Origin of the sequence: Mesorhizobium sp. LHD-90 (assembly GCF_030929505.1) — a bacterium.
GTDB lineage: Bacteria > Pseudomonadota > Alphaproteobacteria > Rhizobiales > Rhizobiaceae > Kumtagia.
Map to the genome: position 1 here is coordinate 367,669 of NZ_JAVFVV010000002.1, position 23,983 is coordinate 391,651.

The following is a 23,983-nucleotide window of genomic DNA, read 5'->3' on the forward strand; positions in this document are numbered from 1 at the left end:
CGATCCCCCTTGGCAGGACACCCTCTGGTGGTTGGTAGCCGCGTGGGGCGGCTACTTCACTTCGGCGACGACTGCCACCTGGCCGCCCTTGATGATGCCGACATAGACCGGCGCCATGATCTCGCGGTTGCCAGCGCCACGTAATGTGAGGTCGCCTCCCTGAACCGACTTGATCGGCAGCACGTCGTTTATCGCGGCGGCAACCTTGGCCGCATCATCCGCATCGCCCGCCTTCTGGATTGCCTGCACCAGGACATTCGCAGCGTCGTAGAAGTTGACGATGTACTCGTTCGGCTGCTGCCCTACGGCTTTCTCGTATTCGGTGGCCAGATTCCTGAAGCCTTCATTCTGCCTGTCGGCGAAGATGACATTCACCAGCCCTTCCGCCGCTTCGTTTCCAGCTCCCGCTACGATGGCTTCCGCGCCGGTGCCGCCGACCTTGATGAACAGACCCGGATAGCCGAGATCCCGCGCCTGACGGACGATGAGCCCGGCGGTCGCCGGCGATGTGCTGCCAAGTTCGACGATATCGACATTCAAGCCCTGGATCTTTGTGACCATGGGCGCGAAATCCTGCTGCGCGCGCTCGTACAATTCGATGCCGAGAACTTCGAAGCCGCGCTCCTTGTACAGTCGCTCGGTGAGTTGGGCCTGGCTCCAGCCAGTTTCGTCATTCGGATTGACGATGGCGACCCGCCTTTCTTTCACGTTGTCGCGAACCCAGTCGAGGAAGGGAGGCATGTAATCCACCGGCGGACGGAGCATGCGATACATGAAGTTGCTGCCCTCATCGATAGCCTTGTCTGTCACCGAGGCGGTGAGTCCGAGTACGGCGTCACCCTCGAGGTTCTGCTTGAGAGCCAGCGTGGATGCCGAAGCGACGAGGAAGACATATTTCGCGCCGTCGATGTTCAGAAGTCGGTTGTAGGCGGCGACGGCGTCGGCGGCCTGATACTTGTCGTCATAGGCGATGACTTCGACCTGATGCTTCTCGCCGCCGATGTCCAGGCCGCCATTCGCATTGGTCTCCGCCGCCAGGATCTTGACGCCCTCAGCCGCCGCCATGCCCCATTGCGCGCCGGCGCCCGTCAGCGGCGCGATGACGCCGATCTTGATCGGCTCGGCCAGCGTCCCGGCGATGGACAATCCGGTCAGGCTGATACCGACCAGCAACTGAACCGCCAACTTCCTGATATTCACGCTGACCTCCATCAAAAACATATCAGTCAAATGACATTAATGATATATATGATTTTGTAAAGCGTCGAGCGTGATCTGGCCGTTTCCCTGTTTTTGCCTGCCGGGGCCATGCCGACGGCCGCGTGGATGTTGGGGCCGCCGGCGATCGCAAGATACCGGCAGCCCCGAAGCTATTCGTCACACTCGCTTGTTCAACTGATGCCGTGTCGTTCGCGCCAGTCTACGGGCGCGATGACGAACAGGACCTTCGCCTCGTCGCCGTCGTACTGAAGCGTCGTGCCTTCCGGCAGCCAGACCACGTCGCCCGGCTGGCACTCGCGCCCGACGCCATCGATCAGGAAGCGGAAGGTGCCCTCGATCACATAGACGACCTCATCGTATTTGACGGTGTAGGGCTCGCCGAGGCTTTTGAAGGTGCCGACGCCGACTGCCATCGTGGTGCTGGTTTCCTGCCCGATCAGGCGGATGGTCTGCTGACTCTGCCCGAGCCTTTCCGAAATATCCTCGTTGCGGATGATCGTCGCGGGGCCGTGCTTTTCGTTCGCTTGCATGTCTGTGTCCTTGTTTGAAGTCGCCAGGAGTTTGTGATGCTCCCAGTGCTCTTTCGTCTGAGAGGCTGATCGCGTGGGCTAGATTCCTGGCTTCACGGCCAGAGTTCGTCTCTGGCCGGACAGGCAACCGGCATGGTTGAGTGAAGCGCGGCCGCGGCATGGCTGTCCGGCCGGTACCGCCGCCGCAGATGAGACGAAGGCCGGAAGATCCGGCCTTCGTTGATTCCGATGGGTGAACGGTTCTGCCGCGGAACAGGTCCATGGCCCGTCTGTCCCGTTATGCGAACCAGGTGCGGGAGGGCGCGAGGCCTCCCATCAGCTCGTCCGTAGGATTGTCGGACCATCCGGCGATCTTGTCTGAATGCGCGTTGATGAAGTCGGCGAAGACGGGGACGAACAGGCCGCCCTCGTCCCACAGGATGCTCGCCATCTTGGCGTACAGCTCCTTGCGCTTGGCCTCATCCAGTTCGCCGCGTGCCTCGATCAGAAGTGCGTCGAATTCGGAATTGTTGAAATGCGTCAGGTTCCATTCGGCGCCGGTCTGGAAGAATACGGTGTATTGCTGGTCCTGGACCGGCCTGCCAAGATAGTTGTCGGCGTGGAAGGATTTGACACCGGCGATATCCGCCCAGTAGCCATCGTCCGGCACCTTCCTCACCGCCAGCGGAATTCCGGCCTGCTGGGCCGTCGCCTGCCATAGGAGGGCAGCGTCGACGGCGCCCGGGAACACGGTTTCCGCCACGAAGAGTTCGATCGGGCTGCCGTCGTGTCCGGATGCCTGGTAGTGCTCGGCCGCCTTTGCGAGATCGAATGGCCGCTGTTCGAGTTCATTCGCGAAGAGCGGATAGGTGCCGTTGATAGGCACGTCGTTTCCGATCGTGCCGAAACCGCCCAGGATCTTGTCCAGCATCTCCTCGCGGTTCATCGCGTATTTCAGGGCCAGCCTGAGGTCCTTGCTGTTGAAGGGCGCGGTGTCGACATGTGCTTCGAAGGCGTAGTGGCTGCGGCTTGGAGTGTTCCTCACCTGAATGCCCGGGGCGCTCTTCAGGAACTTTGCGATCTTGGGATCGATCTGGTTGATCATGTGCACCTGGCCGGACTGCAGCGCCGAAACGCGAGCGGTCGAGTCATTGATCACGATGATCTCGAGCCCGTCATAGTGGCCGCGGGTCGCATCCCAATCGTCCATGTTCTTCTCCATCACGATGCGGACGCCCGGCTGATAGGATACCAGCTTGTAGGGACCGGTGCCGATCGCGGCATCGGGCTTGTCGACGCCGCCCCTTGGCTGGATGGGCAGGTGATAGTCGGACAGGAGATAGGGTAGGTCCGAGTTCGCGGTCGAGAGCTTCAGGACGACGTTCTGGCCGTCGACCCTCATGTCCGTTATGCCCTTCATGAGAGCCAGCGCGACGGATTGCGATTTCTCATCGGAATGGCGTTTGTAGGTTGCAACCACGTCGTCCGGCGTGAGCTCTGTGCCGTCGTGGAACTTTACGCCTTGACGGATTTTGAACGCCCATTCAGTGCCGTCATCGTTCGGGGTGGCGCTTTCCGCCAGCCGGTAGTCAAGCGTGCCGTCCGGATTGACCGCCACCAGACCCTCGCCCCAGCTGCGCGTGAGAATGCGCGTCATGGGGCTGGCGATCAGCGCGGGGTCGAGCGGGTCCGTGCTAGAGCCGCCGCCGATGCCGATCTTGAGAACGCCGCCCTTCTTCGGCTCCTCGGCCTGGGCCGAACTGCTCCAGCCGGCCGACGCGCCAAACGCCAGTGCGCCGAAGGCGAGCGAGCCTCCAAGCATGGAACGCCGGTTGATCCTCACGTGGAATATGCCGCCTGTATTGTTTCTGTTTGTCACAGGTTCCTCCTAATTCCCCAGTTACGCCGGCTCAAAGCCGGATGCGCCTTGCTTCTCCGCAGATGAACGCGAGCTCATGCCACATGGCTTGGGTCGGCGAGCATCCTACGACGGAAACGATAGTCCCAGCTTTCGTTAAGATCAACCTTATTGTATAAACGATCTAGATCATATATTCCAGGCGAGTTCCGCCGCGAGGCTGCGAGACGAAGGGGGATCTGTCATGCGCTCACCATTGAATGACCTGTCGGGGAAAAGCTTCGACGTCGCCATTATCGGAGGCGGCATCAACGGCGGCGCCGCCGCACAGCATCTGGCCGCCGAGGGATACTCCGTCCTCATGTTCGACAAGAGCGACTTCGGCACCGGAGCGAGCAGCCGGTCCAGCCGTCTGCTGCATTGCGGTCTGAGCGGCCTTATGCCGAAATCGTCCCCCTGGGAGTTCGTCTTCCAGCCCTGGAAGCTCAAAGCCGCCTTGAAGTCTGGGCGGGAACAGTCGAAGTCGCGCGACGAGTTCGTGACGACGATGCCCGAATATGTTCGGAAGTTCACCTTCTGCTTACCGATCTATGATGACAGTCGCTTTCCAGGCTGGCAGCTCGATGTCGCGTTTCGCTTGCTCGACCGCAAGGACGCGAAGGTGCCGCTCGACTACCGCAGGCTGAGCGCGAAGGATGCGCGTTCAACAATACCATTGGTTTCGAAGCTGCGGTCGCCCGAACGCTTACGCAGCGTGGCGACGTTCTCGGAATACAATTTCGACTGGGCCGAACGGATCGTTGTTGACACGGTCTTGGAAGCCGAGCGGCATGGGGCGACAGTGCGCAACTACACGGCGCTGGAGCGCTTCGAGCGCCAGGGAGACCGCTGGAGGCTCTTCCTGTCGGATGGGCTCGACGCCGGCGCAGGACCCGTCTCGGTCGATGCGCGCGTGGTGATGAACATGACGGGCCCGTGGGTCGACGACGTGAACCGACTCACCGGACAACCCCGTTCGCCCCGTCTGATAAACGGGAACAAGGGCGTCCACATCATGGTGCGGCTCGCGCCCGAGTTCCGCAACCACGGGATATTCTCCTTCGGTCCGGACGACATCTTCCTCTACATGATGCCGTGGCGGGACATGCACTATATCGGCCCGACCGACATGCCCTACGAGGGCAGCCTGGACGATGTCTGCGCCACCGAGGCGGATATAGAACACGTGCTCGCGAACACGGCCCGCGTCATCCCGGGCCTTCAGTTGACGCGCTCGGACGTGCTCTACTCGTGGGCTGGCGTTCAGCCGCGGACCTTCGATCCGGCCAACCCCGAAGGAACCTGGTCGCGCGAGATCCATGACCTTTCCGCCAGTGGCATGCCGAACTTCCTCGCCGTGACCGGCGCAACGATCGGCCGCAGCAGGATGACAGGGCGCGATGCCACAGCGGCGATCCGGTCCCGACTGGAACCGAGTGGCGCGCGCAAGGGATTCTCCTACGCGGCCCACAAGCGCCCGCACGATCCCGATTCGCCTGCGCTTTTCAACGACGACCCAACAGTTCGGCTGTCGGACATCACCTATGCAGTCGAACATGAGCATGCCGAGACGTTGACGGACATCATGTTCCGCCGGACGGGAGCCGGCTGGAACGGGTCGATGGGGCGCGAAGGCGCGCAGGTCGCGGCCCGAATACTGGGCGAATGTCGCGGCTGGCCGCAGGAACGCATCGACGAGGAGGTCGAGCGCTACCTGGACGAACTCGCACATCGCCACGGAACCAGGGAAGGCGGTGGCCCGACCCGACCGTAAGGGCACCTCGAGAAAGGTCCCTTGCCGCGGCAGCACTACTGACAGTGAGGAATCCGTAATCGTCGGTGGAGGAGACCATGTCGACAACGAGCAACACTTGTGGAACGTCCGGCAAACGCCGGCCATTGAGCGGTTATGGCGGCCAGACCTATGACGTCGTCATCATCGGCGGTGGGGTGAATGGAGGCTCGGCCGCCCAGCACCTCGCGGCCGAGGGCTATTCCGTCCTCATGTTCGACAAGAATGACTTCGGAACCGGTGCGAGCAGTCGCTCAAGCCGCTTGCTCCACTGCGGTCTTGCCGGCCTCGCTCCCAGTTCGTCGGTTTGGGAATTTGTGCGGAACCCAAACAAGCTCAGGGCGGCGCTTCGGTCTGCCAGGGAGATGTCGATCTGCCGACAGGAATTCGCGTCGACCATGCCGGAATATGTACGCCAATTCACCTTCTGCTATCCGGTCTACGAAGGTGGACCCTATTCGGGCTGGCAGATGGACGCGGCGTTCAGGATGCTCGGATGGGTGGGCGCCGGCGACATTCCGTTGGACTATCGCCGGCTGGGCAAGAAGCAGTTCGGCGACATTCCGATGCTTTCCATCCTTCATTCGCAGGACCGGCTGCGCAGCGTCGCGACCTTCCGCGAATGCCGGTTCGAGTGGCCGGAGCGCATCGTCATGAACACCGTCATGGAAGCCGAGCGACTCGGCGCCAGCGTGCGAAACTACACGGAACTGACGCGCCTCGAGCGCAAAGGTGACGGTTGGGAGCTGGTCCTGTCGGACAGTCTCGATCCCAGCACCACGTCGGTACGGGTCGGCGCGAGGAAGGTCATGAACTTCACCGGCGCCTGGGTCGACGACGTCAACAAGCTCGCCGCAACGCCCAGTTCCGCGCAACTGATCCAGAGGTTCAAGGGCGTACATATCATGGTGCGCCTCCCCGTCGAGCACAGGGACCACGGCATATTCACCTTCATCCATGGTCACCAGCTATTCTACGTCGTCCCCTTTCGCGGCATGCACTACATCGGGCCGACGGAAATGCCATTCACGGGCAGTCTCGATGAGGTCTATGCGACCGAGGACGACATCGACGTCGTCCTCGCCAACGCCAGGAGCATACTCCCGGGTCTCGATCTCAAGCGTTCCGATGTCGTCTATTCCTGGGCCGGCATCGAGCCTCGCACCTACGACAAGAACAATCCTGAAGGCACGTGGTCGCGCCAGATTCACGATCTGTCGGCGAGCGGCATGCCAAATGTCATGGCTTTGACCGGCGCGACGATCGGTCGTAGCCGCATGTCGGGACGCGATGCGGTGACAAGGATGCGCGCGCAACTGAAGCCGCGCGGCACGCCCGCCAAGCTTTCCTACACGGCGAAAAAGCGTCCGCACGATCCCAACTCGCCTCCCTTGCTCAGCGACGATGTGACCGTGCGCCTCGCCGATATCCGCTACGCCATCGAAGAGGAGCATGCCGAGACGCTGTCCGATATCATGTTCCGGCGGACCGGCCTGGGCTGGAACGGGTCGATGGCCCGCGAAGGGGCACAGGTCGCCGCGCAGATCCTCGGCGAATGTCGCGGCTGGTCACCCGAGCGGATCAACGAGGAGGTGACGCGCTACTACGACCAGATCAGCCGGCTGCACGGCGTGAATGCGGTACCCGCGCACGCGCCGACTGCCGGCTGAGCGCCGCAAGCGCGAAACGCCGGCGAGCCACGCGATGCGAATCCGCCCGCCTGCTCTTGGCGGGCAGGCGGCCAGCTCAGCCGAACGCGATATCGATGTGTTGGGGGCGCACGAACTCCCGCAGGCCGTCTTCACCCCATTCCGAGCCGACACCGCTGTGCTTGTATCCGGTCATAGGCGCATCCGGACGCAAGGGCGATCCGCCGTTGATCTGCACGGTACCGACGCGCAGGCGGCCGCACAGCGCCATGCATTGCACACGATCACCGAACAGATATGTCTTCAGACCGAGGTCTGAATCGTTGGTGATCGCAATCGCCTCATCGATGTCGCGATAGGTCAGAACAACGGAGACCGGGCCGAAAAGTTCTTCCCGGGCCAGCGGATCGTCATTCGTCAGGCGACCGACCAGCGTGGGGTTCAGGAACCAGCCGCGCTCGATATCGGGTCGTCCGCCTCCGGCGATGATCTCGCCACCACGATCGACCGCCGCTTGGATCTTGGCCTCGATGCGATCGCGTTGCGCCGAGGTGATCACCGGACCCAGGATGGTGTCCGGCTGTCGCGGATCGCCGACCTTCAGCCTCGCGTAGATCTCACGGCTCGCGGCGCAGAATTCTTCGTAGCGCGACTCCTCGACGAGGATGCGCGTCGGCGAGCCGCAGCCCTGGCCGGCGTTGCGGGCGTAGCGAGCATGGAGCTGGAACGCATATTTCTTGTAGTCGACGCCGGGGAGCATGATCGCGGCCGATTTGCCGCCGAGTTCGAGGACCACGCTGCGCAGCCCTTTGGCCGCCTGTTCCATCACCTTGCGGCCGACATCCACCGACCCGGTGAAGGTGACCTTGCCGACGCCGGGATGCTCCGTCAGGGCGCGTCCGACCTCGGCGCCTCCCGCGATGACATTGAAAACACCTGGCGGGAAACCGGCTTGCCGGATGAGGCTGCCCAGCATGTTCACCGCCATCGGCGCTTGTGGAGACGAGAGCAGCACGACCGTGCAGCCTATCGCCAGAGCGGCCGCCGGCTTTGAGACTCCGATCAGCAACGGATAGTTGAAGGCGGAGATGGCTGCCACCACCCCGACGGGACGATAGACAATCCTGCTCACACCGCTGAACGTGGCATTGGCGCCGAGCTCCACGGATCGGTCGCGCAAGGCCTGGTCCGCGAACCAGCGAAGATAGGTCGCAGGAGTGAGCACGTGATTGGAGGTCAGATTGACGGGGGTTCCCATCTCCGAGATCAGTGCGTCCATCAGGACGTCGCGGTTCTCTTCGATGAGGTCGGCGAAGCGGCGGAGCGTCTTCGCACGGAAGGCCGGATCAGACCAGGAAGGATCGTCGAAGGCCCTGGCCGCGGCTCGGACGGCTTCGTCCACCTGATCGACGGACGCCGATGCTATCCGCGCGATCTCCGCCTCCGTCGCGGGATTGACCACCGCTATCTCTGGCCCGACGCCGAGCACGCTTCGACCGTCGATGGTCAGATGGGAATATGGGATCTCGGGCATGGAACGGTAATCCTCGTGGCGTGCAGGGTCGACCGACCTCCGACTTCGCGTGCGAACTCTATTCATCTAGATGAACTAGTCAAATAGAAATTGCTGGGTCGTGCGTATGGCGGGCTCCTAGGGTGCTGCAACATCCCGTCCAACAAAGGGATTGACATGTCGCCCGCGTCGCTGGAAAAAAAGTTAAATGATTTGTATTCATCGGCGTTTCGAGCTAGTCGGCGTCGTGGAATTGCAGGGGAGCGTCTCATGGCTGCAGGGAATGACGGGTCGAAAAACCGGCCGGCGATCGATTTCTCCGAGGAATTTGCACGCTTCGCGGCGACCGTCGAGGTGAAGGATCTCGCCCCGGAGGTGGTCGAGGCGGCGAAGGCCAATATCTTCGATACGATGGCCTGCGCGGCAGGCGGTATCTCCGGGGCGGGTGTCCGGGATCTGGCCGGACTGGTGGCGGATTGGGGCGGCAAGCCCGAAGCAAGTGTCTGGTTCACCGACATACGCGTGCCTGCTCCGATGGCAGCCTGGGTCAACGGGATGATGTCGCACGCCCGCGACTTCGACGACACGCTAGATGCAGCGACGTTGCATGCCGGCGTTTCCGTCATTCCCGCCGCGGTCGCTGCGGCCGAGACCGCGCCCGAGGCGACCGGCGAGGATCTGATCGCTGGCGTCGCCGTCGGGCTAGAGCTTATCTCCCGCCTGGGCCTGGCCACAAGGGTCGGCATCATCGAAAGCGGCTACATGTACACCTCGCTGTTCGGGCATTTCGCGGCCACCGCGGCGGCGGCCCGCGTCATGCGGCTCGACGCTGCGCAGACCCGCAACGCGCTGGGAATCGCTTACAGCCAGGCGGCGGGCAACCATCAGGTGACCCGTGACGCTGCGCTGACCAAGCGGATCCAGCCGGGCTTTGCGGCAAAAACCGGTCTGATCTCCGTCGCCATGAGCAAGCTCGGGATCCGCGGTGCGCAGATGACCTTCGAGGGCGTCGACGGGCTATTCCGCACCTATCTGCATGACCGCTACGATCCCGAACGCCTGCGGCAGGGGCTGGGCAGCCAGTTCGAGTTCGCGGCGCTGAGCTACAAGCCCTATCCCTGCTGCCGCTTCAACCACACGGCCATCGATGCGGCGCTTGTCCTGCGCGAGAAACTCGGAGGCGACCTGTCGGACATCCGCGCCATCCGCGTTGGGGTAAACAACCAGTCCTACGAGGCGGTATGCACCCCGCCCGAAATGCGCCGAGCGCCGAAGACGATCGTCCAGGCCCAGTTCTCCATTCCCTACACCTTCGCCACCGCACTGGTGACGGGCGGCGTCAATCTCAACGACCTTTCCGACGAGGCGCTCAATCGGCCTGACGTGCTCGCGCTGGCCGCCAAAACCGAATGCCGCGTCGATCTAGGGATCGAGGCGGACTGGCCACGCGCGGTCTCGCCGGCGGATGTCGAGATTGAGACCGTACGCGGAACCTTCTCGATGCGTGTCGACTACCCGAAGGGGCATCCCGATGCTCCGATGAGCGAGCGCGACTTCGATATGAAGATGGAGGGCTGCCTCGCGGCCAGCGGATTGGCGTGGCCGGAGGATACGGTCCGGCGCTTCCGCACGCGCGTCGACGGGCTTGCGCAAGCCAGGCGCGGGGCCGAAATTCTTGACGTGTTCGTGATGCGTAAATGATATAAATGATTTGACAATGCTGGTCGCTTTCTCTATCAAGGGAAGGGCGGATTGTCTAGGGCCCTGAGCAGCGGCACCAAGAAGCAAGGTGGGTTTTGGAAAAGAGTTCGGATTTCGATTTTGGCGCGGTTTCGCGGCCCGGAGATGTCATCTCCTGGCCGCAAGGCCCCGGCGAACCGACTGGGCTCACCCGCCGTCTCGTTTCGCAGGCCGATCATCTCCCAGGGCGCGGCATTTTCGTCGGCATGACGGCGAGCGACACACTGTCGCCGGCCGTCGCCATGAAGTTCAAGATGGTTGGCCTGAATGGCGCTGGAACCAACCGCTCGCTGGTTTCGCGCGGGCTCATGGATGTGATCCCGTCGCATGTGTCGACCGTCCCGGCGCTGCTGCGCAATCGGGACATTCGGGTTGACGTCGCGCTGATCCGTGTTCGACCGACCGACAGGTCGGACGAGTATTCGCTGGGCGTCATCTCCGACTATACCGAAGCGCTTGTGGCTTGCGCCCGCGTCGTCGTGGCCGAGGTTGATCCACGGCTGCCGCTGACTCGCGGGGATGCCGTCATCCCGGCCTCCGCCATTCATCATTTCGTGCAGGCTGGCGGCGACATCATTCAGATATCGGACCCCCGCCCGACCGATATCGAGCATGGCGTGGGCAGGAGGGTTGCAGAGCTGATCCCCGATCGTGCGACGGTTCAGTTGGGCGTCGGAGGGCTTTCCTGCGCGGTCGCAAGGGCGCTGCTCGGCCACAAGGAGCTCGGCGTTCACTCCGGCGTCGTCTCCGACATGCTGGTCGACATGGTGGAATCGGGCGCCGTCACCAATGCCTGGAAGGGGATTGACGCCGGCGTGACGGTCACCGGCGGACTGTTCGGGACCGACCGCCTGTATGCGTGGGCAGACGGTAATCCCGCAATCACGATGCGCTCGGTCGAGTACACCCACGATGTCGCGGTGATGGCGAAGCTGCACGCGTTTCACAGCATCAACTTCGCGATCGAGGTAGATATATCTGGCCAGGTCAATGCGGAACTCGCCGCGGGCCGCTACCTCGGCGCGGTCGGCGGACAGGTCGATTTCGTGCGCGGCGCCCGCTATTCCAAGGGCGGACGTTCGATCATAGCCCTGCCTGCGACGACACCCAACGGAAGCGTTTCCCGTATCGTTGCGTCGCTTGCCGATAGGCCTGTCACGACGCCCCGCTCGGATGTCGACACGGTCGTGACGGAATATGGCGTCGCGGATCTGCGCGGCGTTCCTTTCGATGAGCGTCGCCGCCGCTTGATCGCGATAGCTCACCCCGACCATCGCGACAAACTGGCAAAGGCTGACGCGATCGCGGCCGAATGAAGATGGTCGCGGTCGCCAATTAGAATGATGGGTTGATGAAACCGCTTGATATCAGATCCCCGAATGACGCCGTCCAGATAAAGGCAGGTGATGGGCGATCCGTGGAGCTATGGCTCAACCGGCCGGATCGGATGAACGCCCTGAGCCGGGAGATGGTCTCCGCGGTGCGCGACGTGGTGCGTCAGGCCGTCGAGCAGAAGGCCGGGGTCGTCGTTCTCAGGGCGCATGGGCGCGCCTTTTGCGCGGGCGCCGATCTCAAGCAGCGTGCGACCATGACCGAACAGGAGCGCTATGCGCACAATCGGGCGATTTCCGCACTCGCGGACGAACTGGCCGCCGTTCCGGTGCCGACGATCGCCGTGATCCATGGCGCGGCGCTTGGGGGCGGACTAGAGATATCGCTCGCTTGCGACATCCGCTTGTCAGCGGAAGAGGCTATGATCGGCCTGACCGAGGCGCGCCTGGGCGCTATCCCCGGCGCGGGTGGCACGCAGCGTTTGCCGCGGCTGATCGGAAAGTCCCAGGCGCTCTATCTTATGTATGCCGGCGAGCCGGTGACCGGCCGCCGGGCTGCCGACATCGGCATGGTCAACCTGGCTGTGCCCGCCGACGAACTGGGCAAGGTTGCCGACACCTACGTGGCGACACTGGCGACGCGTTCGCTGGACTGCGCGATGAAATTGAAGGACGTGGTCGCACGTGGCTGCATGTTGCCGTTGGATGAAGGGCTGGAATGCGAGCATCAGGCATTGCTTTCCATCTTCGGATCGGCAGATTATTTAGAGGGTATTGCTGCGTTTGCCGAAAAGCGGCCGCCACGTTTTCCTTCACTAGGATATTCCGATCATGGACGCGATACCGACCGTTAGCAAAGCCGAGCATGTCGCCCAGCGACTGCTGGACAACATCATCAAGAACAACCTCGTTCCGGGCGTTTCGATCGGGACAGAGGCGGAATTGCTCGAGCAGTTCGATGTCAGCCGTCCAACGCTGCGCGAGAGCCTGCGCGTCCTCGAGTCTCAGGGCATTTTGGAGCTTCGTCCCGGCCCAAAGGGCGGCATCATCCTGCGCAAGCCATCGATCAATATCCTGGCCCATGCGCTCTCGGTCTATCTGATGGTGGATCGCGTGCCGTACCTCGATGTCATCAAGGCGCGTGAGGTGATCGAGCCCGGTCTCGCGGCGGAAGCGGCTATGAACGGTACGGAAGACGACTTTGCCACGATGGAGCAATCGATCGAGCGGATGAAGGGCGCGAAGGATCAGGAGACCTTCCTCGCTGAGAACCGTTTCTTCCATCAGGCCGTAGCGCAAGCCAGCGGCAACAAGGTTCTCGAGGCCTTCTGGGGAAGCATCAGCGCGTTGGCCGACGGCGTTGAGTACGGCGTAAAGCTTAGCGAATCCAACCAGCAGCATGTCGTCACCGCTCACCAGAGCATCCTTGATGCCTGTCGCGCCCGCGATCCTCGCCTGGCTGCGGAGCGCATGGAGATCCATGTAAGCGAGCTCGAAACCCTTGTACGCAAGCGTTACAAGGAACTCATCAATCGTCCGACGCGCGTGTTCAATAGAACGCCCCGCAGCTAAGAGAACTGCCCCGCCCCACATAGGGAACGTCCACTCTTAAAATTAAATGATTTAGACATATGAAGGATGCGCACATGGAGTTCCGGCTCAGCCCTGAACAGAGAGAGATGGTCGCGACTGTGCGCGCCGTCACTCAGGAGCGGATCAAGCCACGCGCGCTGAAGTTTCTCGACGGCACCTTTCCGTGGGAGAATCTCAAGGACCTCGCCGAGATAGGCATCACCGGCATGGCTATACCGGAGGAATATGGCGGGCTGGGATTGAGCGTCCTCGACACCGCCCTCGTGGTCGAGGAAGTGGCCAAGGGCTGCTACACGACCGCGATGGCGCTGATGCCGCAGCTCGGCGTGCAGACGCGCATCCTGGCGCAGTATGCACCCGAGGAACTGAAGCGGCGCATATTCGACGGGGTGATAAGGGGCGAGTACGTCCTTGCAGTGTGCATGACGGAGCCCCACGCCGGCACCGACGTCGCAAACATCAAGACCAACACCGAGATCAAGGGTGACCGCGCCGTCATAAATGGCACGAAGACGTTGATCTCCAAGGTCGACGAAGCCCAGCTGTTCGTCGTGTTCACGCGCGTCGACAAGATAGCCGGCCGCGAAGGCATCGGCTGCGTCCTGGTCGATCGCGATACACCGGGCATGATCCGCACCGGGCGCTTCCACACGATGGGTGGCGAGCATCTCTTCGAGCTGACCTTCGAAAATGTCGAGGTTCCGCTCGAGAACCTGGTCATCAAGGGAGACGGCCTCAAGAAGCTGATGAGCGCCTTCAACACCCAGCGCTGCCTCAACCCGTCGATTTCGCTGGGGCTTGCCGAAGGCGCGTTCGAGGAGGCCGTGAAGTACTGCCGGGACCGCACGGCATTCAATCGCCCGATCGGCAAATTCCAGGGCATGCGTTGGAAGCTGGCCGAGATGTATAGGGACATCGAGATCGGACGCTCGATGCTCTATCGCGCGGCGGCGTCCGCCAACCCCTATCCGGATCCGCATCTAGCCGCGCTGGCGAAGATGTACTGCAACGAAATGGCGATTCGGGTAACGTCGGAGGCCATCCAGGTCCATGGCGGCTACGGCTTCACGGACGAGTTTCCAGTGTCGCGCTACTTCAGGGGCGCCCGCTACGGAACACTGGGCGGCGGAACCACCGAGACGCTCAAGGAACTGGTCGGCAAGAAGATCATAAACGACTTCCCGCATGACGGTTTCCTTGGTATGGGCAATTTTTGATGTTCGACGCAGTCCGGTCGTTTCTCTTCGTTCCCGGCGACAGCGAGAAGAAGATCGCCAAGGCTCTGGAGGGTTCGGCCGATGCGCTAATCCTCGACCTTGAGGATGCGGTGGCGCCTGAGAACCGCCTACGGGCCCGCGGCCTGTGCCTCGATGTCCTCGGGGCTCAGCGTTCGAAGCCGCTGGTCGTCCGCATGAACGGGCTGAGGACGCCGGACGCCCGCCCCGATCTGGCCGCCGTGCTGCGCGGGTGCCCCGACGGCATCATGCTGCCCAAATGCGCCGGCCTGGACGACGTGAAGCTGCTGGGACACTATCTCGACGTCCTGGAAGCGCGCGAAGGCCTCGAAGCCGGCCGTACGGCCATTCTGCCCATTATTACCGAGACGGCGGCGGCTATTCTCGCGGGTGCAAGCTACCGTGAAGGCCATCCCCGGCTGACCGCCATGCTCTGGGGTGGTGAGGATCTGGCGGCGGATCTAGGCGCCTCTCGCAACCGTGGCCATGATCGCGCCTACACCAGTCCCTATCTGGCAGCCCGATCGCTGTGCCTTTTCGCGGCCGTGTCGGCATCGGCCGTCGGTATCGATGCCGTGTACACGGACTTTCGCGACGGCGGCGGACTGCGCGCCGAAGCCGCCGAGGCATTGCACGACGGCTTCGGGAGCAAGGCTGCGATCCATCCCGCGCAGGTCGACATCATCAACGACGTGTTCACGCCCGACCCGGAGACGATTGCCAGGGCCGAGGCGATCGTCTCGGTCCTGGCTGGCGGCAAGACCGTGGCGGTCCTCGACGGCCGTCTGGTCGAAGCACCGCATCTGAAGGCGGCGCGGAAGATAATCGCGCGATCGGCGCTTGTTTCCGGGTCCCGGACGAAAGGTGGAGCGGAGCCGCAATTGACTTAAATCAGTTAGATAGATACAGACGTCCGTACAGTTTCAAAACGTGAACGCCGAGGCTGGGTAGGGGCTGCGGCATCGATCAACAGCCGGGTCATCAAGCGCAGATGTCAGTGCTCTCCAGCCAGTTCAAGCCGACTTCCTATTGGTGGGAAGCCGCCCCGCCGATCGATGGAACCCGCGCCGCCCCCGACGGCAACTACGACGTCGCGGTCGTCGGCTCCGGCGTGATCGGCCTGAACGCCGCATTGGCCTTGGCCGAAGGCGGCCGCAAGGTCGTGGTGTTCGATTCCGGCAAGATCGGTTCAGGCGCGAGCACCCGCAACAACGGGTCCATCGTTCCTTTCCACTTCCTGCATCAGGAGCAGCTAGAGGCGCGGTTCGGGGCAGAGGTGGGTGCGCGTGTCGCGCGGATGTTCGTCGACGCGTTCGAGCATCTGCTGAAGGTGCCGAAGCGCTATGGCTTCGACCCTATGATCAAGCCCTACGAGCGCTTCTTCCTGGCCTGCAGCCCGAAGCACTACGCGCACTACGTCGCGGATGCGGCACTGGAAGGCGAACGCGGCCTCGGTCTCGGCTGGAAGCCCATCGACAAGGCCGAACTCGAGCGCCGGACGGGCGTGCGCGGATATCACGGCGGGCTGCACATCCCGAACTCGCTCGCGATGCATTCCGGTCTCTATATCCAGGGTGTGGCTCAGGCCTGCATCGCCGCTGGAGTCGACCTCATCGGCAAGTGCCGCGTCCTCAAGATGCGAGGCGGCGGTGGCACGACGACGCTGGTCACAGAGCGGGGAGAGGTCCGGGCACGGGAAGTCGTCGTCGCGACCAATGGCTATTCCGACGGTGCTGTGCCCTATCTGAAACAGCGCCTCATACCCGCGCGTCTCTATCTCTCAGCCACCGAACCGGTCGATCCGAAGCTGATGGAGCGCTTCTTCCCCGATCGCCAGCTAGCCGACAGCAAGCGCTCGATGGGATGGATCCGTCCGACCCCCGACGGCACCCGTCTGATGGTTGGCGGACGTGGCGGCATGATGGGCAACGATCCCGAGGTGCATGCCAGGAAACTCTACCAGGACATGGTCGCGATGGTGCCCGAACTCGCGGGCATCAAGCTGACCCACTGCTGGTATGGCGTGATCGCTTTTCCGATGGACTTCCTTCCGCATGTGAGCAAGGTCGATGGCATCCACTACATCGTGGGATGCTGCGGCGTCGGCATGTGTGCCGGTACCTATCTGGGCAACCGCATCGGCAACAGGATTCTCGGAGCGCCGCAAGCCGACTCGGCGACCGCGGTGGACGACCTCAGGTTCCCCAGGATCCCCGGTCCATCGGCCATGAACCGGCTGTATTCGCGACTCGGCATCGAATGGTACAACCTTCGCGACTGGTGGGATCTGCGCCAGAAATAGGGATCGGATTATCCGGTAGGCCGCTTACTTCGTAAAAAATCGATCTGGTCGACGAAGCAGGCTTGCCAAATGACAAAATCATATAAATGATATACCTATATAGGTGATGAGTGTCGCAGCCAGCTGGACATGAGACGAGGACAGGGCGCAGATGATTGACAATTTTCTGATGATCGTCCTGAGGCGTCGGTTCGAGGCCATCATCCGGGACATGGTCAACGCCCTGTTCAAGTCCGGGCGCTCAGGTGTCTTGAACACGGCGATGGATTTCTCCTGCTCCATCACCGATGCCAGCTTCCAGTCGATCTCCGTCGCCATAGGCCTGCCGGTGCATACCGGTGCCATCGATCTCATCCCGCGCGTCGCGGCGGAGCGTTATGGCGGCGCGATGGCGCCCGGCGACTGCTTCGCCAACAACGACGGCTATCTCGGCAACACCCACTGTGCGGACTTCACGCTCTGCGTTCCTGTCTTCTTCGGCGGCAAGATACGCTTCTACGCCATCGCCCGCGCCCATTTCGCCGACATGGGCTTCCCGACGCCGACGACCTATGGTGCCGATGCGGTCGACCGGTATCAGGAAGGTCTGCAGCTTCCCTGTGTGCGGATCCAGAAGGATTACGAGGACGTGCGCGAGGTGGTCGACATTTGTCGCGCCAACATCCGCGCGCCTGAACAGTTCTACGGCGACTACAAGGCCTGCCTTGCGGCCGTTCGGACGGGAGAGAAGCGTCTCGATGAACTGTGCGACACCTACGGCTCGGATGTCCTCGAGGCGTTCGTGGAGGAGTTCCAGTCCTATGCAGAGATGATGGCGGTCAACGCCATCTCGAAGCTGTCGAAGGGCAAGGTCGAGGGGACGTACTATTACGATACGGACCTTCCGCAGTACCGCGACGGACTGCCGATCCATGCCGAGATCGATGTCGATCCCGAGGCCGGCAGGATCGTCATCGACCTGACCCGCAACGTCGACAATGTACCGCTGGGTATCAACCTGACGGAGTCGACCACCCTGGCCTCATGCCGCATGTCGACGCTGAACATTCTCGGGGCGGATATTCCGCGCTGCTCGGGAGCTTTCCGGCGGATCGAGGTCAGGATGCGCGAGGGCGCGGTGATCGGCAAGCCGGGCTATCCGGCGGCGACCTGCGCGGCCACGTCGAACCTCTGCTCGGCCTTCGCTTCCCACCTTCATGCGCTCTACGCGCAACTGAACGACGGACTGGGTTCCGGATATGGGACGGTAGGCGTTCCGGCTTCGGCTGCCGTGGTCTCAGGCCGCGACCCGCGCTACAACGGCAAGGAATATGTGAACCAGATCCTGATGGGTTACTGGGGTGGTCCGGCGACCGGCAAGAGCGACGGCTGGCTCACCTACGGTTCGGCTTCCACCCAGGGGGCGATCTACCAGTCCTCGGTGGAAGTGTCTGAACTCCAGCATCCCTTTATCGTCGAGAAGCTTGCGATCCGGCAGGATTCCGGCGGTGCAGGTCAGTTCCAGGGCGGGCCGGGCGCGGCGATCAGCTTTCTCGCGCACAAGTCTCCAGTGCGTTTCGTCTACTACGCCGCCTCGCGCACGCATCCTCCCAAAGGCGTCCGAGGCGGCAGGAGCGGGGCGCCGACCTATTCCTGGCTCGAATCTGAAAACGGCGAACGGCAGCTTCTCGGAAACAACGGAGACATATTGCTCCAGCCAGGCCAGAGGCTGCACTCCGAATCCTGCGGCGGCGGCGGCTATGGCGATCCGGCCAAGCGGGACCCTGAACGCGTCTCGCGCGATGTGAGGGAAGGCTGGATCTCGCCGGACTTCGCAGCCAAGCATTACGGCGCCGCGCGCTGATCGAACTGGAGAATCTGATATGCACGTCGCAGTTGACGTCGGAGGCACCTTCACCGATCTCGTCGTCGCCTACGAGGATGGCTCGGTCGTCGGCTACAAGACGCCGTCCACCAAGCCCGACATCATCCAGGGCTTCTTCAACGGGATCGACCTGATCGCCTCGCAGAACGGCGTTACCACCCAGTCCATCTTCGACAGGCTGACGCGGATCGACTTCGGAACGACCGCCGCGACCAACGCCATCCTCGAGGGCAAGGCGGCCCGGACGGGCCTGATCGTCACGGAAGGCTTCCGCGACGTCCTCGTCGTCCGCGAGGGCGGCAAGGAAGACACCTACAACATGCATGCGGAATACCCGCAGCCCTACGTCCCGCGCGCCCTGACCTTCGAGATCGGCGAGCGGATGACCGCCGAAGGCGACGTCTTGAAGCCGCTGGACGAGGCGAGCGTGTTGAAGGCCATCGAAGATCTGCGCGCGGAGAAGGTCGAGGCCGTTGCGGTCTCGCTGATCTGGTCCATCTCCAACCCGGCGCACGAACTGCGCATCGCCGAGCTGATCCGCGAGCATCTTCCAGAGGTGCAGGTCAGCGTCAGTCACGAAGTCAATCCGTGCCTGCGCGAGCATCGCCGCACCATCTCCTGCGCGCTCGATGCCTCCCTAAAGCCTCTGGCGGCCCTCAACATCGCCTCGATGAAGCGCCGCCTGGAAGAGGTGAACTACAAGGGCAAACTGACCTACATCACCTCGTCCGGCGGCAAGGCGGCGCCGGAAGACGTGTTGCGGCGTCCGGTCTACCTCTGCTTCTCGGGGCCGTCCGCTGCTCCCGAATCCGGCAGGCGTTTCGCCCGCATGGAGGGTGATCTGGTCGGCAACATCATCACGGTCGATATGGGTGGCACGAGCTTCGACGTGTCGATCACGACGAAGGGCGAGCTGCCGATGCATCGCGCCGGGACCATTGCCGGGCACATATTCGGCGTCCCCTCGGTCGAGATCCACACGATTGGCTCGGGCGGCGGTTCGATCGCCCGCGTCGATGCCGGCGGCTTCGTGCATGTGGGACCGGAAAGCGCTGGCTCCTATCCCGGTCCCGCCTGCTACAGCCGCGGCGGCACGAGGCCCACGGTCACCGATGCAAATCTGCTTTCGGGCTATCTGAACGAGAACTTCGTCTCGGGCGGCGGCATGACCCTGTCACGCGACTTGTCGAAACAGGTGGTGGAGGAGCACATCTCCAGTCGCCTTAACATCAGCAATGACGAGGCCGCGGGCCTGACCACCTTCGCCTGCGAGCAGGATATGGTCGCCGCGATCGAGGATCTGACGGTGCGGCGCGGTGTCGATCCGCGCGAATACATCATGGTTGCCGGTGGCGCTGCCGCTGGCGCGCATGCCGTGGCGATGGCCCGTGAGATCGGGATCAAGCGCGTGATCCTGCCGAAGATGGCGGGTGTCCTGTCGGCCTTCGGAATCCTGGCCGGCGACGCGACATTCGGATTTGCGCGCAGCGTCGCGACGACGACGGGCGCGTTCGACGTCGATACCGTGCGGAAGACGTTGCAGGAGCTGAAGGCCGAAGGCGAGAGGTTCCTGACCGGCCTGGACGTCGCGCCCGAGGCGCGACGGATGCTGTGGAGCTGCCAGGCTCGCTACCGTGCGCAGGTCTGGGAGCTTACACTGCCGTTTGATGCCTCCGATCTGGACGCGGAGGATCCCGGCGCCCTGCTCTCGACCCGGTTTCACAAGCTCCACCGCAGTCTCTATCAGTCGGCTTCGGAAGACGAAGACGTCGAGATCACGGAGTGGAACGTGCTTGCCATCGGCAAGCTGACCGATATCCGGTTGCCGGACATCAGCGCCGGCCACCTGCCGAAGCCTCCGACCAGCAGTCGCCGCGCCTACTTCCGCGAACTGTCCGCAGCAGTGGACGTGCCGGTCTACGGGCCGATGGCATTGGAGATCGACAGGGCCGTCGAGGGACCGCTGATCATTGACGAAGTCCTGACGACGATCGTTGTCGGCCCGAAGTCGTCGGTGACACTGACCAGATACGGCAACTACGTGGTCGATATCCAATAAGCTCGGCTGGGTCACTGGCCGCGCCGCATCCCGCCATCGACAGGGATCCATGCGCCCGTGATGTAGCTCGCGCGCGGTGAGGCAAGAAACACGATCAGGTCCGCGACGTCGGAAGGCTCGCCGAACCGACCCATGGGGATATAGCGTTCTGCGAAGGCCTGGCGCGACTCCTCGGTGGGATGGACCTTGTCGCGGATCTGTTCGGTCAGGATCCGGCCCGGGCCGATGCAGTTGACGGTCACTCCGTGGCGCGCGACATCGCGTGCGATCCCCTTGGACCAGAGGTTGAGGGCTGCCTTTGCGGCCACGGCGGCATTGAGCCCGATTGGCTCGAGTATGCCGGTCACGTTGATGATCCGGCCCCAGCCCGCATGTTTCATCGCCGGCAGCATGGCCGAAGCCAGCCGCCGCGCCGCTGTGAAATTGACCGAAAAGGCTTCTTCCCAGTCTTCCTCTGATGCATCGAGTGCCACCGGGCGTGTTCCACCAGCGCAGTTGACGACGATATTGATCGGCCCCGCGGCCTGCTGCACTGTTCCGACGAAGCGATGCAGTGCTTCCGCGGTGGCGAGGTCGGCCGCAAACGGTAGGATCTGTCCCCCGGTGTCACGTGCCTGAACCGAGATATATTCGAGCAGGGCCGCGCGTCGCGCCGTTGCAATGACGGTTGCGCCTTCGCGCGCCAGAGCAAGAGCGGTCGCGCGTCCTATTCCTGCGCTCGCGCCCGTAACCAGCGCGCATCGGCCATTGAGATCAAGATCCATCGGCATGTTACTCCCCTCGTGAACTTCACCGATATTAGTCTTGCAATCCTAGAAATGATATATATGATTTCAGAGGATCCGATGTCCGGATGCACCCTGAGCAGGAGAGCTGGATGATTACACGACGTGGGTTTGGCGGTGCAGCCGCTGGGATCGCAGCGGGTGGCTTGTTGCTCCAAGCTTCGGCCGCCAAGGCGAGCACGCTGATGGAAACCGAAACCTTTCAGCAGATTCTCGATACGAAGAAGCTTCGCGTACCCGGGTTCTCGGCAAACCAGCCGCATATGTGGAAGGATGTCGACGGGAGCTGGCGTGGCTGGCTCTACGAGGTGAGCAAGAGCCTTGCTGGCGATCTTGGCGCCGAGCTTGAGATCGTCGAGACGACGTGGGGCAACTCGATCATCGAGCTGCAGCAGAACAGGCTCGACCTGATCCTCGGAACCACGCCGACTCCGGAGCGCCTGATGGTCATGGACGTTTCAAGCGGCATGTATAAGACGCGGCTTGCGGTCACCGCGCGTCCTGGCCTCGCCGTCGAGACATGGGAGGACCTTAACAAGCCGGAGATCAAGATTTCCTGCGATGTCGGAACCGTCCATGAGCACATGGCCCGACGCCTCTGCCCCAACGCGGAGATCATCGCGCTGAAGTCAGTCGAAGAAGCGGCCCTTGCCGTCCGCAGTCGCCGCGCCGACGCCCACTGCATTTTCTGGACGAGTTCCAGGCGATCGACCCTGAACGATCCCGGCATCGGCGAGACCATAGTCCCAAAGCCGATCTTCTTTTCGAGCTCGAACATCGGCATGCGTCGCGAGCGTGACAAGACATGGCGGGACTTCATGAACGGATGGATCGACTACGCGCGCGGCGCGGGCATCATCCAGGTTGCCTATCTCAATGCCATGCAGTCCATCGGGATCGATCCGCAAGAGGCCCTTCAGGGCATCGAATTCTGATCGCCGGGCCTGAAGCCAACGCCCTCTTCATCGAACCGGCCGAAGTTCCCCGCCGGTAGGGGTGGAACGGCACGTCCAGCGCGGGATTGATTGCATGTATATCTGGGATTTCAGTCCGCTATGGAAGTATCGGTTCCTGTTCCTCGAGGGGATATGGGTTTCGATCGCTCTCACTGCGGCTGTGATCGTGCTAGGCCTGATCTGCGGTCTTCTTGGGGCGGCCGGCCAGCTGTCCCGATTCCGCATCCTTCGCTGGTTGTCCTGGCTCTACATCGAGTTCTTCCGCACCACGCCGCTTTTGGTCCAGCTCGTCTGGGTCTACTACGCGCTGCCGATCCTGTCCGGGGTCGAGTTGAGCGCGATCTCAGCGGCGGTCCTGAGCCTCTCGCTCTACGGGGGTTCCTTTTATGCAGAGGTGATCCGGGGCGGCATCGTCTCTATAGATCCCGGACAGTCCGAGGCCGGACTTGCGCTCGGTCTGACGCCATCCAGGGTGATGCGTCGCATCGTCCTGCCGCAGGCCTTCAAGCGCATGATCCCGCCGCTCATGAATCAGTCGATTCTGATGTTCAAGAACACGTCCTTGGTCTCGATTCTGGCGGTACCGGACATTCTCTACCAGGCGCAGCGCGCGACGATGGATACCTACAGGCCGCTGGAGGTCTATACCGCCGTTGCCTTGATCTACGTGGCGATCCTTCTCCCGCTGACGGCGCTCGCCAAGTTTATGGAGCGCAGGCTCAAGGAGTACTGACATGAGCGCCGATGCCCAAATGATCTCGGTCTCCGGTATCCACAAATCCTTTGATGATCATCACGTTCTCAAGGGCATCGATCTGGGCATCGACAAGGGCGAAGTCGTGGCGCTCGTCGGTCCGTCGGGGTCTGGCAAGTCGACTCTGCTGCGCTGCCTCAATCTCCTTGTCATCCCTGACCGGGGCGAAATGCGCATCGGTTCCGACCGTTTCGTTTTCGGTCCCGGGGCGCGCCTCCCAGGCACGCGGACGCAAGCCAATTTCCGCGCCAATACCGGAATGGTCTTCCAGCACTTCAATCTCTTTCCGCACCTAAGCGTGATCGAGAATGTCATGGAAGGCCCGCGCTATGCCAAGGGAATGGGCCGTGAAGCCGCCAAGGCAAAGGCCTGCGCACTCCTCATCAAAGTTGGACTGCAGGACAAGGCCGCCGCGAAGCCCAACCAACTGTCGGGCGGACAGAAGCAGCGTGTCGCGATCGCGCGGGCGCTGGCGATGGAGCCGGCCGTGATGCTCTTCGACGAAGCGACCTCGGCCCTCGATCCGGAACTGGTGAGCGAGGTGCTGTCGGTCATGCGGGAACTGGCGGCAGAAGGCATGACGATGATCATCGTCACCCACGAGATGTCGTTCGCCCGCGACGTGGCCGACAAGATGATCTTCATGCGCGACGGCCAGATCGTCGAACAGGGTTCGCCGGCCGAGGTCATGGATCACTCCAAGAACCCGTCGGCTCAATCGTTCTTCAGCAATTTCCGACAGGCATAAGGCACACGCCCCTGAGGCGAATGGATCAAACGAAC

19 protein-coding genes are annotated in these 23,983 nt (G+C 62.5%); 14 read left to right on the plus strand and 5 right to left on the minus strand.

Annotated features, from left to right (window positions below; translation table 11 throughout):
* Positions 1 to 51: 51 nt before the first annotated feature.
* From RB623_RS03955 to RB623_RS03965, 3 genes are all read right to left on the minus strand, one after another.
* On the minus strand, positions 52 to 1,200 hold the full coding sequence (locus RB623_RS03955; RefSeq protein ID WP_308055442.1) for an ABC transporter substrate-binding protein: 1,149 nt from the start codon (positions 1,198 to 1,200) through the stop codon (positions 52 to 54).
* Positions 1,201 to 1,391: 191 nt separating this feature from the next.
* On the minus strand, positions 1,392 to 1,751 hold the full coding sequence (locus RB623_RS03960; protein ID WP_308055443.1) for an ethanolamine utilization protein EutQ: 360 nt from the start codon (positions 1,749 to 1,751) through the stop codon (positions 1,392 to 1,394).
* Positions 1,752 to 2,028: 277 nt separating this feature from the next.
* On the minus strand, positions 2,029 to 3,552 hold the full coding sequence (locus RB623_RS03965) for an ABC transporter substrate-binding protein (protein ID WP_374121636.1): 1,524 nt from the start codon (positions 3,550 to 3,552) through the stop codon (positions 2,029 to 2,031).
* 280 nt (positions 3,553 to 3,832) lie between these two features.
* Between RB623_RS03965 and RB623_RS03970 the strand changes: the two genes are divergently transcribed.
* Both RB623_RS03970 and RB623_RS03975 read left to right on the plus strand, forming a co-directional pair.
* Positions 3,833 to 5,401, plus strand: coding sequence for an FAD-dependent oxidoreductase (locus RB623_RS03970; RefSeq protein ID WP_308055445.1), 1,569 nt, complete (start codon positions 3,833 to 3,835; stop codon positions 5,399 to 5,401).
* 77 nt (positions 5,402 to 5,478) lie between these two features.
* A complete protein-coding gene (locus RB623_RS03975; RefSeq protein ID WP_308055446.1) occupies positions 5,479 to 7,089 on the plus strand; it encodes an FAD-dependent oxidoreductase in 1,611 nt (536 codons plus the stop codon).
* A gap of 76 nt (positions 7,090 to 7,165) precedes the next feature.
* Here the strand turns inward: RB623_RS03975 and RB623_RS03980 are convergent, their stop codons facing one another.
* Positions 7,166 to 8,602 carry an aldehyde dehydrogenase family protein gene (locus RB623_RS03980; RefSeq protein ID WP_308055447.1) on the minus strand — a complete coding sequence of 479 codons (1,437 nt, stop codon included), beginning with the start codon at positions 8,600 to 8,602 and terminating at the stop codon, positions 7,166 to 7,168.
* Between the two features lie 249 nt (positions 8,603 to 8,851).
* On the opposite strand from RB623_RS03980, the gene RB623_RS03985 reads away from it, so the two are divergent.
* The 9 genes from RB623_RS03985 (at position 8,852) to RB623_RS04025 (ending at position 20,705) form a co-directional block, all read left to right on the plus strand.
* The gene (locus tag RB623_RS03985; RefSeq protein ID WP_308055448.1) at positions 8,852 to 10,282 is read left to right on the plus strand and encodes an MmgE/PrpD family protein; all 1,431 of its coding nucleotides are present in this window, start codon (positions 8,852 to 8,854) and stop codon (positions 10,280 to 10,282) included.
* Positions 10,283 to 10,629: 347 nt separating this feature from the next.
* On the plus strand, positions 10,630 to 11,637 hold the full coding sequence (locus RB623_RS03990) for an acetyl-CoA hydrolase/transferase C-terminal domain-containing protein (protein WP_308055449.1): 1,008 nt from the start codon (positions 10,630 to 10,632) through the stop codon (positions 11,635 to 11,637).
* A gap of 35 nt (positions 11,638 to 11,672) precedes the next feature.
* Entirely contained in the window at positions 11,673 to 12,506 is an 834-nt protein-coding gene (locus tag RB623_RS03995; protein ID WP_308055450.1) for an enoyl-CoA hydratase-related protein, read from the plus strand.
* Positions 12,484 to 13,224: a FadR/GntR family transcriptional regulator gene (locus RB623_RS04000; protein ID WP_308055451.1), complete on the plus strand. Its 741-nt coding sequence runs from the start codon at positions 12,484 to 12,486 to the stop codon at positions 13,222 to 13,224. The genes RB623_RS03995 and RB623_RS04000 overlap by 23 nt, the downstream gene beginning before the upstream one ends.
* A gap of 74 nt (positions 13,225 to 13,298) precedes the next feature.
* The gene (locus tag RB623_RS04005) at positions 13,299 to 14,462 is read left to right on the plus strand and encodes an acyl-CoA dehydrogenase family protein (protein ID WP_308055452.1); all 1,164 of its coding nucleotides are present in this window, start codon (positions 13,299 to 13,301) and stop codon (positions 14,460 to 14,462) included.
* Positions 14,462 to 15,370 carry a CoA ester lyase gene (locus RB623_RS04010; protein ID WP_308055453.1) on the plus strand — a complete coding sequence of 303 codons (909 nt, stop codon included), beginning with the start codon at positions 14,462 to 14,464 and terminating at the stop codon, positions 15,368 to 15,370. Before RB623_RS04005 ends, RB623_RS04010 begins: the two co-directional genes overlap by 1 nt.
* A 101-nt stretch (positions 15,371 to 15,471) precedes the next feature.
* Positions 15,472 to 16,782 (plus strand): FAD-binding oxidoreductase, encoded by a 1,311-nt coding sequence (locus RB623_RS04015; protein WP_308055454.1) that lies wholly within the window; start codon positions 15,472 to 15,474, stop codon positions 16,780 to 16,782.
* A gap of 151 nt (positions 16,783 to 16,933) precedes the next feature.
* Positions 16,934 to 18,625: a hydantoinase B/oxoprolinase family protein gene (locus RB623_RS04020; RefSeq protein WP_308055455.1), complete on the plus strand. Its 1,692-nt coding sequence runs from the start codon at positions 16,934 to 16,936 to the stop codon at positions 18,623 to 18,625.
* A gap of 19 nt (positions 18,626 to 18,644) precedes the next feature.
* Entirely contained in the window at positions 18,645 to 20,705 is a 2,061-nt protein-coding gene (locus tag RB623_RS04025; RefSeq protein WP_308055456.1) for a hydantoinase/oxoprolinase family protein, read from the plus strand.
* A gap of 11 nt (positions 20,706 to 20,716) precedes the next feature.
* Here RB623_RS04025 and RB623_RS04030 read toward each other — a convergent pair whose 3' ends face one another.
* A complete protein-coding gene (locus tag RB623_RS04030; protein WP_308055457.1) occupies positions 20,717 to 21,469 on the minus strand; it encodes an SDR family oxidoreductase in 753 nt (250 codons plus the stop codon).
* 206 nt (positions 21,470 to 21,675) lie between these two features.
* On the opposite strand from RB623_RS04030, the gene RB623_RS04035 reads away from it, so the two are divergent.
* The 3 genes from RB623_RS04035 to RB623_RS04045 all read left to right on the plus strand — a co-directional run bounded on the left by RB623_RS04035 (position 21,676) and on the right by RB623_RS04045 (position 23,948).
* The gene (locus tag RB623_RS04035; RefSeq protein WP_308055458.1) at positions 21,676 to 22,425 is read left to right on the plus strand and encodes a transporter substrate-binding domain-containing protein; all 750 of its coding nucleotides are present in this window, start codon (positions 21,676 to 21,678) and stop codon (positions 22,423 to 22,425) included.
* A gap of 94 nt (positions 22,426 to 22,519) precedes the next feature.
* Complete coding sequence (locus RB623_RS04040) at positions 22,520 to 23,179, plus strand: amino acid ABC transporter permease (RefSeq protein ID WP_308055459.1); 660 nt, start codon at positions 22,520 to 22,522, stop codon at positions 23,177 to 23,179.
* A gap of 1 nt (position 23,180) precedes the next feature.
* The gene (locus RB623_RS04045; protein ID WP_308055460.1) at positions 23,181 to 23,948 is read left to right on the plus strand and encodes an amino acid ABC transporter ATP-binding protein; all 768 of its coding nucleotides are present in this window, start codon (positions 23,181 to 23,183) and stop codon (positions 23,946 to 23,948) included.
* The last annotated feature ends 35 nt before the right edge of the window (positions 23,949 to 23,983 follow it).